16 protein-coding genes are annotated in these 18992 nt (G+C 38.9%); 15 read left to right on the top strand and 1 reads right to left on the bottom strand.

All coding sequences use genetic code 11. The features are described 5' to 3' along the window. Window positions 1-10: 10 nt before the first annotated feature. The 14 genes from ACFX4G_RS22660 to ACFX4G_RS22595 all read left to right on the top strand — a co-directional run bounded on the left by ACFX4G_RS22660 (window position 11) and on the right by ACFX4G_RS22595 (window position 17750). The gene (locus ACFX4G_RS22660) at window positions 11-727 is read left to right on the top strand and encodes a YjjG family noncanonical pyrimidine nucleotidase (protein WP_097823869.1); all 717 of its coding nucleotides are present in this window, start codon (window positions 11-13) and stop codon (window positions 725-727) included. A gap of 230 nt (window positions 728-957) precedes the next feature. Beyond that, a complete protein-coding gene (ggt, locus tag ACFX4G_RS22655; RefSeq protein WP_377577170.1) occupies window positions 958-2646 on the top strand; it encodes a gamma-glutamyltransferase in 1689 nt (562 codons plus the stop codon). Window positions 2647-3235: 589 nt separating this feature from the next. Then, the gene (locus tag ACFX4G_RS22650) at window positions 3236-4690 is read left to right on the top strand and encodes a glycoside hydrolase family 68 protein (RefSeq protein WP_097823867.1); all 1455 of its coding nucleotides are present in this window, start codon (window positions 3236-3238) and stop codon (window positions 4688-4690) included. Between the two features lie 97 nt (window positions 4691-4787). Then, on the top strand, window positions 4788-6353 hold the full coding sequence (locus ACFX4G_RS22645) for a glycoside hydrolase family 32 protein (protein ID WP_377577165.1): 1566 nt from the start codon (window positions 4788-4790) through the stop codon (window positions 6351-6353). A gap of 107 nt (window positions 6354-6460) precedes the next feature. After that, window positions 6461-6895, top strand: coding sequence for a ferritin-like domain-containing protein (locus tag ACFX4G_RS22640; protein WP_013056263.1), 435 nt, complete (start codon window positions 6461-6463; stop codon window positions 6893-6895). Window positions 6896-7196: 301 nt separating this feature from the next. Beyond that, on the top strand, window positions 7197-8657 hold the full coding sequence (locus tag ACFX4G_RS22635; RefSeq protein WP_043979162.1) for an MDR family MFS transporter: 1461 nt from the start codon (window positions 7197-7199) through the stop codon (window positions 8655-8657). A gap of 476 nt (window positions 8658-9133) precedes the next feature. Then, window positions 9134-10324 (top strand): glycine C-acetyltransferase, encoded by a 1191-nt coding sequence (locus tag ACFX4G_RS22630; protein ID WP_377577162.1) that lies wholly within the window; start codon window positions 9134-9136, stop codon window positions 10322-10324. 37 nt (window positions 10325-10361) lie between these two features. Then, window positions 10362-11321 (top strand): L-threonine 3-dehydrogenase, encoded by a 960-nt coding sequence (locus ACFX4G_RS22625; protein ID WP_016763582.1) that lies wholly within the window; start codon window positions 10362-10364, stop codon window positions 11319-11321. Between the two features lie 211 nt (window positions 11322-11532). Then, window positions 11533-11997: a histidine utilization transcription antiterminator HutP gene (hutP, locus tag ACFX4G_RS22620; protein ID WP_013056267.1), complete on the top strand. Its 465-nt coding sequence runs from the start codon at window positions 11533-11535 to the stop codon at window positions 11995-11997. A 355-nt stretch (window positions 11998-12352) separates the two neighbouring features. Further along, window positions 12353-13573: an MFS transporter gene (locus tag ACFX4G_RS22615; protein WP_377577159.1), complete on the top strand. Its 1221-nt coding sequence runs from the start codon at window positions 12353-12355 to the stop codon at window positions 13571-13573. A 258-nt stretch (window positions 13574-13831) separates the two neighbouring features. Then, entirely contained in the window at window positions 13832-14497 is a 666-nt protein-coding gene (locus ACFX4G_RS22610) for a type 1 glutamine amidotransferase domain-containing protein (RefSeq protein ID WP_377577156.1), read from the top strand. Between the two features lie 203 nt (window positions 14498-14700). Beyond that, on the top strand, window positions 14701-14991 hold the full coding sequence (locus ACFX4G_RS22605) for a putative quinol monooxygenase (RefSeq protein WP_028408112.1): 291 nt from the start codon (window positions 14701-14703) through the stop codon (window positions 14989-14991). A 316-nt stretch (window positions 14992-15307) separates the two neighbouring features. Beyond that, window positions 15308-16747 carry an aldehyde dehydrogenase family protein gene (locus tag ACFX4G_RS22600; RefSeq protein ID WP_377577153.1) on the top strand — a complete coding sequence of 480 codons (1440 nt, stop codon included), beginning with the start codon at window positions 15308-15310 and terminating at the stop codon, window positions 16745-16747. Window positions 16748-16901: 154 nt separating this feature from the next. Continuing rightward, entirely contained in the window at window positions 16902-17750 is an 849-nt protein-coding gene (locus ACFX4G_RS22595; RefSeq protein ID WP_377577150.1) for an MBL fold metallo-hydrolase, read from the top strand. Window positions 17751-17886: 136 nt separating this feature from the next. Here ACFX4G_RS22595 and ACFX4G_RS22590 read toward each other — a convergent pair whose 3' ends face one another. Next, window positions 17887-18123, bottom strand: a complete 237-nt coding sequence (locus tag ACFX4G_RS22590; protein WP_014460820.1) for a hypothetical protein — start codon at window positions 18121-18123, stop codon at window positions 17887-17889. Window positions 18124-18289: 166 nt separating this feature from the next. Between ACFX4G_RS22590 and ACFX4G_RS22585 the strand changes: the two genes are divergently transcribed. Next, window positions 18290-18916: a LysE family transporter gene (locus ACFX4G_RS22585; RefSeq protein WP_097823861.1), complete on the top strand. Its 627-nt coding sequence runs from the start codon at window positions 18290-18292 to the stop codon at window positions 18914-18916. The last annotated feature ends 76 nt before the right edge of the window (window positions 18917-18992 follow it).

The raw sequence follows: 18992 nt of genomic DNA, 5'->3' as shown, positions 1-18992 counted from the left end.
AGAGAGAAGAATGAAAACATATCGAACGCTGCTATTTGACATTGATAATACGCTTTTGGATTTTAACGCAGCCGAAGAGCAGGCTTTACAGCTTCTTTTTGCTAACCACGATATTCCGCTGACTGAGGAAAGCAAAAAACGTTATAGTTTGATCAACCAGGGGTTATGGACAGCTTTTGAAGAAAATAAAATAAGCCGTGAGCAAGTTGTAAATACCCGCTTTTCTACTCTATGTAAAGAATATGGAATAGAAAAAGACGGAAAGCTACTTGAAACAGAGTACCGAACATATTTGAACAATGGCCATCAGCTCATTGACGGAGCGTTTGAGGTAATTAAAAACCTGAGCTGTCACTATGAGTTATATGTTGTTACAAATGGCGTATCGGCTACGCAATATAAGCGCCTTCAGGACTCAGGTCTATATCCTTATTTTAAAGAAGTATTTGTTTCAGAAGATACGGGCTTTCAAAAGCCTATGAAGGAATATTTTGATTATGTTTTTTCACGTATAACAGAGTTGTCCGTACATGAAACATTAATTATTGGAGATTCTTTGAGTGCAGACATTCAAGGCGGGCAGCTGGCGGGTATTGACACGTGCTGGCTTAATCCTCAGAAAAAAAAGAATGATACAAATTGGAATTCAACCTATGAAATAGGAAGACTTCTAGAGCTTTATGACCTGCTGAACGTAAATAATGAAGTAGCTTCGGTACAAGTGTAAAAGTGTATAAACGTTAGAAAACGCAAAAAGTGCTAACCTTTTTTTAGAACAAAAAGGGTTGGCACTTTTTCTATTTTACGGCTTTCAAAGGCTTAAAATACGCTAGGGATATTGGTCTATAAATAGGATGGTTAAAGTAATCAATACAAATTTAAACAGTTTTATCCCAAAAGCAATAGGGTATTTTACCAATATCCCAGATAAAGTAAGTAACTAGGAGGTCGTAAAAGATGATTAATGGCAAAAGTTTATCTCGTTCAGGAAAGAGTTCATATAGAAGAGAAACAGCGGTTGGAAAAACAGGAATGGTAGCCAGTGCTCATCCAATTGCAACAGACGCCGGAGAACAAGTGCTAAAAGCCGGAGGCAATGCAATTGATGCAGCAATTGCCGTTCAGTTTGGACTCAACGTTGGAGAGCCGATGATGACGGGTATTGGAGGCAGCGGCTTTTTTATGGTATACCACAATGAAAGCAAAACAACTAAAATTTTTGACGGGCATTCTCAGGCTCCTAAAGCAGCCTATCCTGAAATGTTTCTTGATGAAAATAAAGAAGTTATTCCGTTTAGAAAGCGTTCTACTCATGCAACGGCAATTGGAATTCCAGGGATTTTAAAGGCGATGGAAGCAGCTCGTAAAGAGTATGGAATAAAACCCCTTGCTGAATTGATTGAACCTGCTGCCAAAGCAGCAGAAGCAGGTGTGGAAACAAACTGGGTTCTTGGAGATATTTTAAAAACATATGCCTATCGACTAGGAGAACATGCTAAGCAGCTATATTCTCCAAACGGCAAGCCTATGCAAGAAGGAGATATGATTAATAAAAAAGATCTTGCTAAAACCTTCCGCATTCTTCAAGAAAAAGGTATTGAGGCTTTTTATGAAGGTGAAATTGCAGAAGCCATTATTTCAACGATCAAAGAGCACGGCGGTTTTATGGAACTGTCGGATTTGAAAGAATACCAGATTAAGATTGATGAGCCCGTGTGGGGAGATTATAAAGGATACCGAATTGCTTCTTCCAACATGCCTAGTGCAGGAGGAACCACCGTGCTGCAAATCTTAAAGATATTAGAGGACTTTGATGTGTCTCAGTACGACGTGAAATCTTGGGAAAAGTATTATTTGTTTGCAGAAGCTATGCGTATTGCATTTTCAGATAAAATTGCATTCTCTGGAGATCCAGCCTACAGTGATATTCCACTAAAAGGGCTTTTAAATGATGAATATATAAAGGAACGTCAAAAATTGATTAATTGGAAGCATAAAAATGAGAAAGTTGATTTTGGCAACCCGTGGGATTATGAGAAAGGCCAAAAAGTGAACGTTGTGCGTCAGCCTTATGAACCTGAACGTGAGCTTAGTGAAACAACTCACTTCACGGTAGTTGACCGCTGGGGCAATATTGTCGCTTGTACATCAACTGTGGAACATCCTTTTGGTACAGGAATTATGGTTAAAGACCATGGGTTTTTACTCAACAACGAGCTTACTGATTTTGATGCTATTCCTGGAGGATTAAATCAAGCGGATGCAGGAAAGCGTCCGGTTAGCTGTAAAAGTCCAACCATCGTTTTTAAAGACAGCGAACCTGTACTTACTTTAGGGTCTCCAGGCGGACCAACGATTGTAGGGTCTGTGTTTCAAACGCTTATGAATGTCTTAGACTATGGAATGGATATAAAAGAAGCGATTGAAGAACCAAGAATTTTTAATAGTACAGGATCACTTATCGGTTGGGAAGCCGGAGTGGATATGAATGCCAAGGGAGAGCTAGAAGCCATGGGATTTAATTTTGGAGATGAGCCATTCCCAATCGGAAATGTTCAAGGTATTCAAATTGATAAAGAAACCGGCCGTTTATTTGGAGCAGCTGATTCCAGCCGTGAAGGAAAAGCAACTGGCTTAGACTCTTAATATTCAAAAAATGCATTATACGCTCTCTCTTTTTACAAAAGGGAGAGCGTATAATGCATTAAAAAAGATAAAAATGAGTAGGTAAAAAGAAGGAATATTTTTTTCTGAAAACATACTTTAGACCTTTATTATTATCATCCTAATCTTTAGAAAGGAAAAAGAATAGAACGTTTTCATATCCGGCTAATAAAAAAAAAGTACTGATTTTTTCAAGAGATTGATGAAAATAGAATGGTCGGAAAGTATAAAAAACGGAATAGCGCTTTCAATGCTGGAAAGATAAAGTGTTTAATCATGTAGAAAGTATAAAACGCAACGGCTGGAAATCGTGGTTTGAAATATAAAAAAAGCCTTACACTTTTGTTGGAAAAACGGTTACATAAAAAAGGCCCTTACACGTAAACTTTGGTCCTAGTTACAGCTCAAGGAAAAAGATGAAAATGAGAAATAGCTACATTTGGCATGTTTGACTTTCGCCATTTATCCAAGTAATCTTTTGGTTGAACGGAACCGGTTCTGTTTTCGGATTTTTGATAGCTAATTGAATTAATAAATTTATATTCTTTACTAACACAAAAGGAGAAAACATATGAAAATGAAACGAGTTGCTAAGCATACAACTGCTGCTACATTGGCTGCAGCCCTACTAGTAGGCGGGGGATATCAAACATTTGCTAAAGGAAACGACAGCAAAGACTTTAATAATAGCTACGGAATTTCGCATATTACTCGCGATAATATGGTGAAAATTCCACAGCAGCAAAACAGTGATCAGTTTAAAGTTCCTGCTTTTGATGAATCAACTATTAAAAACATTGCTTCTGCTAAAGGAAAAAATGCATCAGGAAATACAATTGACTTAGATGTATGGGACAGCTGGCCATTACAAAATGCTGATGGAACAGTAGCGACTTATCATGGATATCAAATTGTGTTTGCCCTAGCAGGTGATCCAAAAGATTCGAATGACACGTCTGTTTATCTTTTCTATAAAAAAGCTGGAGACAAATCAATTGACAGCTGGAAAAACGCTGGAAGAGTGTTTAAAGACAGCGATAAATTCGTTCCAAATGACCCGCATCTTAAAAATCAAACACAAGAATGGTCTGGTTCTGCCACGTTAACAAAAGATGGTAAAGTTCGTTTGTTCTACACGGATTATTCAGGTAAACAATACGGAAAACAAACGTTAACGACAGCTCAAGTGAACATGTCTCAGCCAAACGATAATACGTTAAAAGTTGATGGAGTAGAAGATTACAAGTCAATCTTTGACGGTGACGGAAAGATTTATCAAACGGTTCAGCAGTTTATTGATGAAGGCGGTTATGACACAGGGGATAACCATACGCTAAGAGATCCTCATTACATAGAAGACAACGGACATAAGTACCTTGTTTTCGAAGCTAACACAGGAACAGAAGATGGCTATCAAGGCGAAGACTCTCTATATAACAGAGCATACTACGGAGGAAACAATCCTTTCTTCCAATCTGAAAAGAAAAAGCTTCTTGAAGGATCTAATAAAGAAAAAGCTTCTTTAGCAAACGGGGCTTTGGGCATTATTGAGTTAAATGATGACTATACGCTCAAAAAAGTAATGAAGCCGCTTATTACATCAAACACAGTTACAGACGAAATTGAACGTGCAAACATTTTCAAAAAAGATGGAAAATGGTACTTGTTCACCGATTCTCGCGGATCTAAAATGACGATTGATGGAATCGGACAAGATGATGTGTATATGCTAGGCTATGTTTCAAATACGTTAACAGGAAAATATAAGCCTTTAAATGATACAGGATTAGTTCTTCATATGGATTTAGATCCTAATGATAAAACATTCACGTATTCTCACTTTGCTGTACCTCAAACAAAAGGCGATAATGTCGTTATTACAAGCTACATGACAAATAGAGGCTTTTATGAAGACAACCACTCTACATTTGCACCAAGCTTCTTAGTGAACATTGACGGTTCAAAAACATCTGTTGTAAAAGATCGTGTTCTTGAGCAAGGTCAGTTAACAGTAGATGAAGACTGAGCGCTTTGCAATAGCAATAAAAGGAAATGGTGATTGTAATCACCATTTTCTTTTGTTTTATTCGATGTAGACAAAAAAGAGAAAGGTTGGGGTTTGTTTGAAGAAAAAAGGTGCTTATAAATGGATAACGCTTGCCGTTCTTTTAGTTATAATAGCCGGACTTATTATAACAGCCGTATCCAAAAAAGAGGATACAAAAGACCAAGGAAAAGAAAAAGAGAATAAAAGTGAATCCACTTCTCGCCCGGTGTATCACTTTAGTACGCCTGATAAATGGAAAAATGATCCTCAAAAGCCCATTTATTTTGACGGGAAATATCATTACTATTACTTATACAATCATGATTATCCTAAAGGGAACGGGACGGAATGGCGACATGCAACGTCTAAAGATTTGGTTCATTGGAAAGATGAAGGAGTAGCTATTCCAAAGTATACAAATAAAAATGGCGATATATGGTCCGGATCCGTTGTAGAGGATAAAGATAACACAGCAGGCTTTGGTAAAGACGCAATTGTAGCCATTATGACCCAGCCTTCTGCCGATGGACAAAAGCAAGAACAGTATCTATGGTATAGTACCGATAGAGGAAAAACCTTTAAATCATATAGCAAAAATCCTATCATGCCTAATCCAGGCACCAAAGATTTTAGAGATCCCAAAGTCATATGGGATAATGAACATGACAAGTGGGTTCTCGTCATGTCAGAAGGTGAAAAAATCGGATTTTATGAATCTTCTAATCTAAAGGATTGGACGTATACGGGAGGATTTGTAACTAAAGACATTGGCATTACCGAATGTCCAGATCTTTTTCAAATGAAGGCAGATGACGGGACAGTTAAGTGGGTTCTCGGGACAAGTGCAAATGGAAAAGAAAGCAGAAAGCCAAACACCTATGCTTATTGGACAGGAAATTACGATGGAACAACATTCACTCCCGATATGGACGAGCCGCAATGGCTCGATCATGGTTTCGATTGGTACGGAGCAGTCACGTTTGAAGACGGTAAAAATAAAGGTTCCTTAGAAAAACGCTACGCTTTTGCATGGATGAACAACTGGGATTATCCAGATAAGACGCCAACGATGAAAGAAGGGTTTAACGGCTTCGATTCAGTAACCCGGGAAATTACGCTTTCAAAACAAGAAGACGATCAGTACAGCCTGTTATCAAAGCCTGTCGAAGAATTAAATCAGCTAACTGATTCAACAAACTCTGTTGAACAAGTAGAAGTAAACGGAGAGAAAAAGTTAAAGGTAAAAGGTGAAGCTTATCAGCTTGATACAGATATTTCATGGTCAGATGCAGAAAATGTAGGCTTACGACTTCGAGAGTCCGCAGATCAAAAGCGGCACATTGATGTGGGCATTTTTGCAAAAGATAACGTCTCATATGTGAACAGAAGCTATAGCAATCAGCCTGATCAAAGCAAAAAGTATGTGGAAAGCCGTGATTACTTTGATGCAGGCAAGAAAAATGTTCATTTGAAGATATTGGTAGATAAATCAAGCATTGAAGTCTTTGTTGATGATGGAAAAACTGTGCATTCTAGCGAGGTGTTTCCGCGTCACAACGACCAAGGAATTACGCTTTTCTCTCAAGGAGGAACGTCTCTCTTTAAAAATATAGAAATCAAACATCTTCGCTCTCTTCAGTAATTTCCCTACTTTTAAAAAGAAGGAGCAGAATATCGCCTTATTGTGGTTTAGGACTAGATAGAAAGGGTACATGTCTACTAACAGCAAATGAAAGGGTGTTTATTCAAATGGAAGAGAAAATGAGACAACTAATAGAGGGACTTAATACCGATTTAGCGGGTGAATATTCGGCGGTTATTCAGTACACTTACTATGCGTCTACAGTAACCGGCCTAGAATATCAAATTTTAAAACCTTTCTTTGAAGGAGAAATTCCTGATGAGCAAGGACATGCCCTTTATTTATCAGAAAAAATCAAAAACCTTGGCGGTGAGCCAACAACAAAGCCAGCTGAGGTGAAGCACGTCTCAAACGTAACGGAAATGCTTAAAGAAGCGAGCAAGGCTGAAAAAGAAACTATCCAGCGCTACGAAGAGCGTAAAAAACAAGCGGAAGAGTTAGGGTTAACAGAGCTTGTTGTAAAGCTTGAAGATATGATTGCAGATGAAACAAATCATATGGAAGAAATGGAACGTTTATTAAAAGATCCCCGCTTAAGTTGATCATACAAAATATATAAAAGCATCCCGTACCAGGTGTTACGGGGTGCTTTTTTGCAATTTAAAAAGGAAATAAAACATCATGTACGCATGTTTCTATCAATGAGAGGAAAGTCATATTTTTGAAATTATCTATCGCTTTGGAAAAATTTATAGTAAAATAATTATTTGGCTGCATATGGCAGCAACTATATGCGGGGCATCACATACATATAAAGGCTAAAAGGGTATCCGTATATTGAAACCGCTTTTATCTTCTATAAGAAAAACCATGGTATGCCCGCAGTTGCAAGGAGAGAGAAAGATGAGGAAACGAATCATGACAGCGCTGCTGCTTGTCACTGTTTTAGCTGCAATGGAAGGAACCATTGTCAGTACGGCTGTTCCAAGAATTACAAGTGATTTGTCGGGCATTGAGCTAGTTAGCTGGGTATATGCCATTTATATGCTGACAACTGCTGTATCTACACCTATATACGGAAAGTTAGCGGATCTATTCGGCCGCAAAAAAGTTATGCTTGTTGGAATCATTATTTTCTTAATCGGATCGATACTTTGCGGACTTAGCTTTTCGATGCAGCAATTAATTGTCTATAGAGCGATCCAAGGGCTGGGCGCCGGGGTCGTTATGCCGCTTACAATGATTATTATTGGCGACTTGTATGAAGAAGCAAAAGAAAGAGCCAAAGCGCAAGGGTGGATTAGCGCAGTTTGGGGAGTTGCGGGAGTTCTCGGGCCTCTTCTTGGAGGATTCTTAGTGGATACGCTGTCTTGGCGCTATATTTTCTTTTTAAATATACCGTTTGGACTAATGGCTTTTTTTGTTCTTTTAGTAAACTATAAAGAAGAAGTGGTAAAAGAAAAACGCTATATCGATTATATTGGAGCGGTGACGTTTTCAGTGGGAACAATTGCGTTTTTATACGCGCTTTTAACCGGAAGTCAGCATCAAAACTGGGGAGATCCGACCATTATAGGGTTATTTGTTCTAGCTGTTCTAACATTCATTGGCTTTATTTATATAGAAAAGAAATCTCCCGAACCTCTTATCCCGCTTGAACTGTTTTCCATTCGAAGTGTATCTGTTATAAACTTATTAACACTTCTTGTGGGATCAGTAGTTATTAGTATTACGGTCTACCTTCCAATTTGGAGTCAAGGAGTGCTGGGGAAAAGTGCAACCGCTGCTGGTTTTGTATTAATGCCTATGCCAGTATGCTGGACGATTGGTTCACTGCTTTCAGGGAATTTAGTAGGGCGTCTTAAAACGCACTCCATCCTTACGCTGGGCACGGCAATTGTAAGTACGGCTTGTTTTATGCTGTTTTTAGTTTCCACTCACTCACCCGTATTTTTAATTTATGTAGCCGTTGGGGTCCTTGGGTTAGGAATGGGTATTATTACGCCTATTTTTATGCTAGTTATTCAATCATCGGTCCCGGCTAGCAAAAGAGGAGTAGCGGTGGCTCTTAATACGTTTACAAATACATTTAGTCAAACGCTAGGTTCTGCGGTGTTTGGTACAATCTTTAATTTAGTGACACTTTCACAAGCAAAGAAATTAGGGCAAGAGAATTTAAATGCTTCGTTTGAGACAGGCGGAGTACCAGCAGAAGAACTGTCAAAGCTGCATGAAATTCTTGCATCAGGTGTGCACATTATTTACAGTGGAACGTTTTTAGCTGCATTACTAAGCTTTGCTGTTTCATGCTTATTAGTAAAAAACGAACATAAAAAAATAAAGACTATATCTATGCAAAAGTAACGAAAGAGGCTGTTACAAAACCAGTTTAGTTGAAGGATAATCCGAACGAGTTTGATTATGAATCAAACTCGTTCGGATTTTTTATAGGTATGGTGAATGTAGCTTTCACATATCTAGCTATTGAGTGGATTGATTTCGTTATATATCAGTCTCTTCCTTAGAAGAATTATCAAAGAAAGAAAATAAAAAAGATATTGTCTGATAACGTTCCCGTAAACTCATTCATAATAAGAAGGATTCTTATCAATGCAGAAAATTTTTTATTTTTTGTTTTTTTAGTATGGACATTTACCTAGTTGTTTATTATTATGAATTCTATAAGCATTGAATTTTAAGCGCTTTCAAAAGAAACATTTGTCTTTCTCAGGAATACACTTGATTTTTAACTCATATACTGTAAGTGCTTAGATTAATCTTTTAATGGGGAAAAGAGAAGTTTATAAGACGTGTTGAACAACAATGAGGGGGTATGGAAGATGACAAGCAGACGTTTAAAAGAATTCTTGAATAATAATTTAGAAGATTTAAAAGATAAAGGATTATACAATGTCATTAATCCGGTAGAGGGGCCAAACGGACCTGTGATTCAAATTGAGGGAAAGCAATTAATTAATTTATCATCCAACAATTATTTGGGTCTTGCTACAGACGAGAGGCTTATTAACGCGTGCAACGAAGCCACTGAAAAATACGGAGTGGGGGCTGGAGCTGTCCGAACGATTAATGGAACTCTAGATATTCATATTAAGCTAGAGGAAAAGCTAGCCGAGTTTAAGCATACAGAAGCAGCTATAGCTTATCAGTCTGGCTTTAACTGTAATATGGCAGCCATCTCCGCGGTTATGGATAAACATGATGCGATTTTATCAGATGAGCTGAATCACGCTTCAATTATTGACGGATGCCGGCTATCAAAAGCAAAAATTATTCCTTTTAAGCATTCAGATATGGAAGATCTTCGTGTAAAAGCGGGCGAAGCACAAAAATCCGGTTTATATAATAAAATAATGGTAATTACCGATGGTGTATTCTCAATGGATGGAGACATTGCTAAGCTTCCGGAAATTGTAGAAATCGCAGAGGAATTTGACTTAATCACATACGTAGATGATGCTCACGGGTCGGGCGTATTAGGGAACGGCATGGGCACAGTCAAACATTTTGGCTTATCTGAAAAAGTAGACTTCCAGATTGGAACATTATCAAAAGCGATTGGAGCTGTAGGTGGGTACGTAGCCGGAAAAAAAGACTTAATCGACTGGTTAAAAGTAAGAAGCCGTCCGTTTTTGTTTTCGACTGCTATTACACCAGGCACGGCTGCTGCCTGTATAAAAGCAATCGAAATCCTAAGCACAAGTACAGAGCTGCAGCAGCAAATGTGGGAAAACAGTCGGTATTTAAAGCAAGGACTAAAAGAACTAGGCTTTAACATTGGAGAAAGTGAAACACCTATCACTCCGTGCATCATAGGAGAGGAAAACCAAACGCAGATTTTTAGTGAGAGATTAATAGAAGAAGGGGTATACGCTAAATCAATTGTTTTCCCAACCGTTCCAAGAGGGACAGGACGCGTTCGCAATATGCCGACGGCTGCTCATACGAAAGAAATGTTAGATGAAGCACTTCGTATCTACAAACAAGTAGGCAAGGAAATGAAATTAATCTAAACGTTTAATCTAGGCAGTACACGAGGAGGATATTGACATGAAAAAAGTATTAATAACGGGTTCTTTAGGGCAAATCGGTTCTGAGTTAACGACGAAAATGAGAGAGATATATGGTTCAGAAAATATTATTGCCACCGATATTCGCAAAACGACGAGCGATGTCGTGACTTCAGGTCCATTCGAGATTTTAGATGTAACGGATCAGACTGCGTTATTTACGATCGCTAAAAAGCATAAAGTTGATACGATTATTCACTTGGCTGCGCTGTTATCAGCGACAGCCGAGCAAAAACCGCTTCTAGCTTGGAATCTAAATATGGGCGGATTAGTAAACGCGCTCGAAGTAGCACGCGAGCTTCAGTGTCAATTTTTCACTCCAAGTTCAATTGGTGCATTTGGTCCAACGACTCCAAAAGACTGGACGCCGCAGGATACAATTCAACGTCCTACCACGATGTATGGTGTTAATAAAGTAGCGGGTGAATTACTTTGCGATTACTACCACCATAAATTCGGAGTAGATACACGAGGGCTACGTTTTCCAGGCTTAATTTCATACGTAACGCCTCCAGGTGGAGGAACAACGGACTACGCTGTTGAAATTTATTATGAAGCCGTTAAGCATAAGCGATATACGTCCTATATTGACAAAGGAACATATATGGATATGATGTATATGCCTGATGCATTAAATGCTGTTATCCAACTAATGGAAGCAGATGGTTCTAAGCTTAAGCACCGAAATTCATTTAACGTTTCTGCCATGAGTTTTGATCCAGAACAAATGGCGACTGAAATCAGAAAAACGATTCCGGAATTTGTTCTGAATTACCAAGTAGATCCTGTTCGACAAGCAATTGCTGAAAGCTGGCCTAACCATATAGATTCCAGCTGTGCGATAGAAGAGTGGGGATTTAAAACAGAATATAACCTAGAAAAAATGACGAGAGAGATGCTGGGAAAGTTAAAAGTTGAATCACAGCTTGTCTTAACGTAAGTAGAGAAAAATGATTTCTTCTTTGAAAATAAAGTAAGCGCTTACTAAAAAGGTAGGTTCCTTGTTTATGCAAGTTCTACTTCGTAACAGTGTTGGACAATACACATAGATCTCCTAATCCTTTAAGTGAGCGCTCGTTCGTTGAATAATCAGCACCTTTTTAGGTACCGTCTGTTAAAATAATAAGGGGATAGAAGGGAGGGAATGACAGTTGAGCAATAAATTTCAACAAGTTAATGATTTTTCAATGGGAAGATTAACATCTTTACTCGTTCTTTTACATAATACGGAACTAGCTGAAGGTATTGAAAAGGAAATTAATGAGAGAGGATACAGCTACACAGTAGGAAAAGTCGGAGCGATGGAGCTGTCTAAAGTCGTGGCGGCAATTGAAACGAGCGCCAAGACAAACAAAATTATTAATGCCCAGTCGTACCGGGAAGTTCACGCTCTTTATCATGCTATACTTGAAGCCATTCAAGGAGTTAGTCGAGGAACGCTGCAGCTGGGTGATATTTTACGGACGGTAGGACTCACATTTTCAATCGTGCGCGGAAAAATTGAGTTTTCAGGATCAAGCGACGAATGGATTAGCGTTTGTGTGTATGGAACGATAGGTGCGCCTAAAAAAGGCTTTGAACATGATACATTAGGCTTTGGTTTTAACCATATTTGAAAAAATAATGAACGAAATAGTGTGTATGTAAAAAGTGAAAGATGTACATAGCTGCTTTAAAGAAGATATTTTTCTTATTGAAAGGTTCTGTGCGGCGTGTTAACATAATAATTAATATAATAACTGCCTTTAAGACGGTCCAGAGAGGCCGAAAAGGACGGATCACTCATTTACTGCTTCTATGCCTATCTGTGCCCTTTTGCCCTCTGCGACAAAAGGGCTTTTATGTGTTACTTACCTCTTTTAAACGAAGTCCAGAGAGGCTTCAAAAGAGAATGGAGATATGTTATTTATCCATTCCTTCAAAAAAGAAAGAGCGTTGATACGGAAAGAATACACTGGAGGGTGGAACAACATGAATTATCGTAACAAGACAGTTGTAGCATCAGTAGCAGGTTTGACGTTAGAAGGGATGGACATTATGTTTATCTCGTTTGCTATGTCAATGATTATTGCTGAATTTCACATTGATTTAGCAACAGGTGGACTTATTTCTTCTATTACGAATATAGGAATGCTGATAGGTGGAGTCATCTTCGGAATTTTAGCAGATAAATTTGGAAGAGTGCGGGTTTTTACCTACACGGTTCTTCTATTTGCAGTCGGAACGGCATTAACAGGTTTTGCAGCAAATGTTGAACAAGTGTATGCTTCGCGATTTATTGCCGGAATTGGGGCTGGAGGAGAGTACGGGATCGGTATGGCTCTTGTAGCAGAAGCGTGGCCGAAACATAAGCAAGGACGAGCTTCATCCTATGTTAGTATTGGCGCACAATTTGGAGTGATCCTTGCGGCGCTTTTAAGTTCTCTGATCCTGCCGATTTTCGGATGGAGAGCGCTGTTTTTTGTGGGAATCATCCCCGTCATTTTTGCTTTTATCGTACGAAAAAATTTAAACGAATCTCCTGAGTGGCTACAAGCTCAAAAAGAGAAAACAGCGGTTGTTAAAAATAATGGTAAGCTTCGTCAATTATTCGCTACGCCTAGGACGGCGATGACGACTATTTCGCTGGCAGTGATGGCTACAGTCCAAATTGCAGGCTATAACGGACTTATGATATGGCTTCCGTCTATGCTTCAGCAATCACAAGGCCTCTCTGTTTCAAGTTCAGCTCTTTGGACAATCAGTACAGCCGTTGGAATGATTATAGGCATGCTAACATTTGGTCAATTTATGGACCGTTTTGGATCGAAACGTACTTTTGGAATCTTTCTTCTTGCTTCAGCTTGTGCGGTATTTTTATACTCGTATGCCGAAGGAGGTGCAGGGCTGCTTATAGGAGGAGCTGTGGTCGGATTTTTCTCAAACGGAATGTTCGCGGGATACGGAGCATTGATCAGCAGCCACTATTCAGTAGAAGTGCGCAGCACTGCAACGAACACCATTTTTAACTTTGGGCGAGCGCTCGGAGGGTTATCCCCCATTCTTGTCGGCTATCTTTTGCAAAGCTATGATATGACAGTAGCGATGACGTACTTGGCGGGGCTGTACTGTATTTCGTTTATTTTTATGGTAAGTCTTAAAAGAACGGGAGAAAAGAAAGTGAAACAAATGAACGCTCAATCTGTTCTTTAAAATAAAAGATAGATTCTATGCTTTTCTGGAAAAAACCGCGCTTATTCAAAAGGGCGGTTTTTTTGAGTGTATAAAAAATACATTCAGATATACGGTTGTTTTTTCGCAGATGCTTTATTAACAAAGACACATTATCTATAAAAATATTTATGGATAAGCAGATATTTTCTAATTTGTATTATAGTAATTCCTCTCTTACAATAGGGTGTGTAAGGCAGAAACAGAAAATACTATCTTTATTTACAGGAGGACGTTACTATGTCTAAACATATATTAATGGTCGTAACAACGGCTGACAAAATGAAAGAAAATCATCCAACAGGCCTTTGGCTTTCAGAATTTGGTGAAGCGTACGTAGAGTTCGAAAAAGCTGGATTTACGATTACTGTAGCAAGTCCTGTAGGAGGAAAAGCGCCGGTGGATGCTCGCAGCCTTGAAGGGGAGACTTCTCAAGAAATCTTAAATACAGCTAAGCATCTAGAGAATACTCTAAAACTTGATACCATTACAGACAGTGCTAAATTCGATGCTGTTTTCTTACCAGGCGGTCACGGCACAATGTTTGATCTGCCAGATAATCAAACGCTCCACGCTTTAATTCGTGAACTATACGAAGGAGACAAAGTAGTAGCCGCTGTATGCCACGGACCCGCAGGCTTAGTAGGTGTTACATTATCAGATGAAAAGCCGTTGGTCGAAGGAAAAGATGTCGCTGCGTTTACAGATGATGAAGAACGTGAAACAACATTGGACCGCTTCATGCCGTTTCTTTTGGGAACACGTCTGCGTGAACTTGGGGCAAATGTAGTAACTGCTCCAAACTGGGCAGATAATGTACAAGCAGATGGCAACCTAATAACAGGTCAAAATCCTCAGTCAACAATCAGTGTAGCTAAAGCAGTCGTGAAACACTTATTGAAATAAGATGTAAAAAAGCCTGTAGGCTTATAGCCTACAGGCTTTTTTATGAACAGCATCAAGAAAGACCGATGTGGATAACATGTATGTTGTGCCGTCTTGAACTAGAGAAATCAATCATCATACAAAAAATATGATGGTCAGTGTAATAAATTCAAAAAGAGGGAAGCTTTTTATGGAGAATATTTTTAAAGAAATGAGGAAAAACGATGTCAGAAATTATTATTAACGCCATTTTGCAAGCCAAGCCAGGAAAAGAAGAAGAGCTTCGATCAGAGTTAGTAAAAGTTATTAAACCATCAAGAGAAGAAAAAGGATGTATTCAATACACTCTCCACCAGGATACAGACAAAGCAGGCACATTTGTTTTTTATGAGAAATGGAAAAGCCAAGAAGATGTTGAAGCTCACATTGAAACACCTCACTATCAACAATACAGACAGCAAACAGAACCGTTAATTGAAAGCAGAGCGGTACATCGTTTACAAGAAGTACGTTAATACAAAAAGAAGGGGAACAAAAGTGTTTTAGTGGAAAGAAGATCCGAACGAGGAACCGAGATTCTTGATGGAGAATCAAACTCGTTCGGATTTTTTTGTGGTTATGGTGAACGTAGGTTTCATTTAGTGAGATCACGCAGAAGCGTAAGCGATGAGGAAAAATAATGTCAGCTGCGAAACGCCGATTGGAAAAGGGGTAAGACAGTGAAAGAAACAAAAAATAATAGAAGCGGTGTTTGAGAAGCAGACAGGCGGGTAGATAAAAACTAGATGACATAGTTCAACAATTAACAAACTAAAAGGAGAGATCAAATCAATGCGTACAAATTTAAAACACTTTATTAACGGCGAATGGATTGAATCAACAGGAAACGAAACGTCAGATGTGATCAATCCTGCTACTGAAAAATCAATTGGTAAAATTAGCTTAGGTACAAAAGAAGATCTAGATAAAGCCGTGGCAGCAGCTAAAGCAGCTCTTCCCACATTTTCAAGAACAACAAAAGAAGAGCGAATTAAAATGCTTCGCAATATTGCAAAAGGATATGAAAAGCGTAAACAGGAGCTTATTGAAGTTATGACTGAAGAGCTTGGCGCTCCTTTAAAGATTTCAGAAGAAGTTCACTATGAAATGGGACTCAGCCACTTTAAAGAAGCAGCTAATGCACTTGAAGATTACACATTTGAAAAAGATCATGCAAGCTACAAGGTCGTAAAAGAGTCTATTGGAGTAAGCGGACTTATTACACCATGGAACTTCCCAACAAATCAGACCTCTACTAAAATTGCAGGAGCTATTGCAGCAGGAAGTCCAATGGTATTAAAACCATCAGAACTTACACCGTATGCAGCGATGATATTAGCAGAGATCATTGATGAAGCTGGTGTACCAAAAGGTGCCTTTAACCTTGTAAACGGAACGGGAAGCACAATCGGTGACGGTATTAGTTCTCACCCGGACATTGATTTTGTATCATTTACAGGATCAGGTGCTGTAGGCGAGAAAATCATGCAAAATGCGGCTAAAACAATCAAAAAAGTAGCGCTTGAGCTAGGCGGGAAATCGCCGCTAGTTGTATTAGAGGATGCGGATGTAGAAGAAGCGGCTAAAATAGCAGTTTCACACATTGCAATGAATACAGGGCAGGTATGTACGGCAGCAACGCGCATTATCATTCCTGCCTCTATGAAAGAAAAATTTGAAGAAGCAGTGAAGAAGGTTCTACCATCATTCCCAGTTGGTGATCCATTAAATAAAGACAACGTAACTGGACCGCTCGTAGCGGAAAAACAGTGGGATCGCGTACAGGATTATATTAAAAAAGGAATGGACGAAGGTGCAACACTTCTTACTGGCGGAACGGGTAAACCAGACGGCTTAGAGACAGGATACTTTGTTAAACCGACAGTCTTTACCGACGTTTCAAATGATATGGTTATTGCACAAGAAGAAATCTTTGGACCTGTAACAACTATTATTACGTATGAGGATTTAGAGCAAGCTCTTGAAATTGCGAATGATACAATTTATGGACTTGCAGGCTATGCGGTCGGAAAAGACCAAGAAACACTTGACTATGTTGCTAAAAATATTAGAGCTGGTCAAATCATCGTCAACGATGCTGAGCAAGACAGAGCTGCACCATTCGGTGGATTCAAACAATCTGGTATTGGACGCGAGTGGGGAGCATTTGGTATTGAAGAATATCTAGAGCCAAAAGCAATCATGGGCGTTAAAGTTCCGGCAAAAGTATAATTGATGTAAAAAAAGAAAGGAGTTTTTCTCCTTTCTTTTTTTTTATGGATATATAAAAGAGAGCTAGTTAAAAAAAGAATAACGGAAGCAAAGGTGGATAGCATAAACGTGTATCACGTATATGAAGTGACACGTTAAAGGAGGGAATTATAAAGTGAACAGAGAGATGCACGGAAGTTCATCAACGGAAAGTTTTATTCCCATGAGCTCTATAGCCAGTGGAAAAGGAGTCGAAGTGGCACCGGATATCTACAGCTACACTACGCAGATTGTTAACATATGTTTTATAGGAAATCCAGACAAAGAAAATAGTTTTGTACTTGTGGATGCGGGAATGCCTAATTCGGCTTCTATGATTATCAAAGAGGCAGAAGAAAGGTTTGGAAAAGAAAAAAAACCAAAAGCAATTATTCTGACACATGCACATTTTGATCATATTGGATCTATTATTGAACTAGTGGAGAAGTGGAAAATACCGGTATATGCACATCCGCTTGAACTTCCATATGTGACGGGTAAAAAAAATTATCCTACACCAGATGGTACAGTGGAAGGCGGGCTTGTAGCAAAGCTTTCTCCGCTATTTCCAACGGAAGCCATTGATTTAGGTTCTCATGTGCAAGCTTTACCAGCCGACGGTTCTGTACCCCATATGCCGGAATGGGAATGGGTTCACACCCCTGGTCATTCTCCAGGACATATTTCTCTTTTTAGAAAGCGGGATCTTGCCCTTATCGCCGGGGATGCTTTTGTTACCACTAGGCAAGAATATTTACTGGATGTACTAGAGCAAGAATTGGAAATTAGCGGTCCTCCTCGTTATTTAACTACGGACTGGGCATCTGCCAAAAAATCAGTTGAAGTTCTTCAGTCACTTCATCCATCTGCGGCGGTGACAGGACATGGAAAACCGGTTTCCGGCGAATGGCTTTCAACTAATTTATTGAAGCTTACGAAGAATTTTGATGAGATTGCTCGTCCGGATTATGGAAAGTATGTATAAGAATAAAGAAAAAAATTTACTCTTTACGCAGCTCTTAAAAGCTGCAGGTGAAGATCAAAAGCTCTACGAACTCAGTGAGTTCGTAGAGCTTTTTTAGTTTTTCGTATAAAAGTAAAAAAAGTTACAACTACCCTTACTAAAAATTTTGCTGAATAGCCTGCTGCGCTTCGCGTAAATGTCTTAAGTGCTCTTCCATTCTTCTTAATTCTTTATCACCAGACGCCGCTTCTTTTTGTTCATTAATTTGCTGCTGAACGATATTCAAATGCATTTGAGCATTTTGAAAATTAGCTCCATTCAAATTCATCTGTCCTTGATAAACAGCCTGCTCAGCTAATTGTAGTGCTTCTTTAATATGAGTGTATGAATTCATGCCTCTCATCCTTCTGTATAGTATTTACAGTTAACATGCGCCGCTTTTCCGCAGCTATACAAAAGGACTTAGAAATAAAATGAAAATTACGTAGTACAAGCTAAGTAGGCTGCATACATTTATCATAGTTTAATTTATAAAACCTCAGAAGCAGGGAGGGATGTATGTGGGAGCTTTTTTCAGCTATATGTTATTAGGGCTATCGTTAGCCGCGCCAATCGGTCCAATTAACGCCGCTCAGCTTGATAAAGGAATTAAAAATGGTTTTTTACATGCTTGGTTCTTAGGGATAGGAGCAACATCGGTTGACGCTCTTTATATGCTTGTGGTTTATTTTGGGTCCGTTCATTTTTTAAGCAGCGATTTTATGAAAACGTTTCTTTTTTCGTTTGGGTGCTTTGTATTAATTTATACCGGTATTGAAGGATTAATGAGCGCAGGGAAAATTACACAGCATCGGAACGTAAAAGGAGATTCGGTAGTAAAGTGTTTTTTTTCAGGTTTTTTCATTTCATTAACAAACCCGCTTACTATTCTTTTTTGGCTGGGTATTTATGGCTCTGTTTTAGCCAAAACAGCTAATACATACGAAACAGAACAGCTTATTTTATACAGCTGTGCTATTTTTACAGGGATTTTATGCTGGGATATTGCTATGGCAGCTTTAGCAAGCACTTTTCGAAGGTATTTAGCGGCGACGTTTTTGACTGCAGTTTCCGTTATATCGGGTCTTTCTCTAATAGGATTTGGTATATATTTCGGCTGGCAAGCTGTACAGCAATTCATTATTTAAAAGGAGAGAAAGCAGAATTGAATTTAAAGCGTTTTCTATCTGCTGAAAAATAGTAGAAAGCTGCCTCTTTTTGCGC

The sequence above is a fragment of the Priestia sp. YIM B13486 genome, from assembly GCF_042787865.1.
GTDB lineage: Bacteria > Bacillota > Bacilli > Bacillales > Bacillaceae_H > Priestia > Priestia megaterium.
Note: the sequence above shows the minus strand (reverse complement) of the source record. Positions and strands in the feature narration are given on the sequence as shown.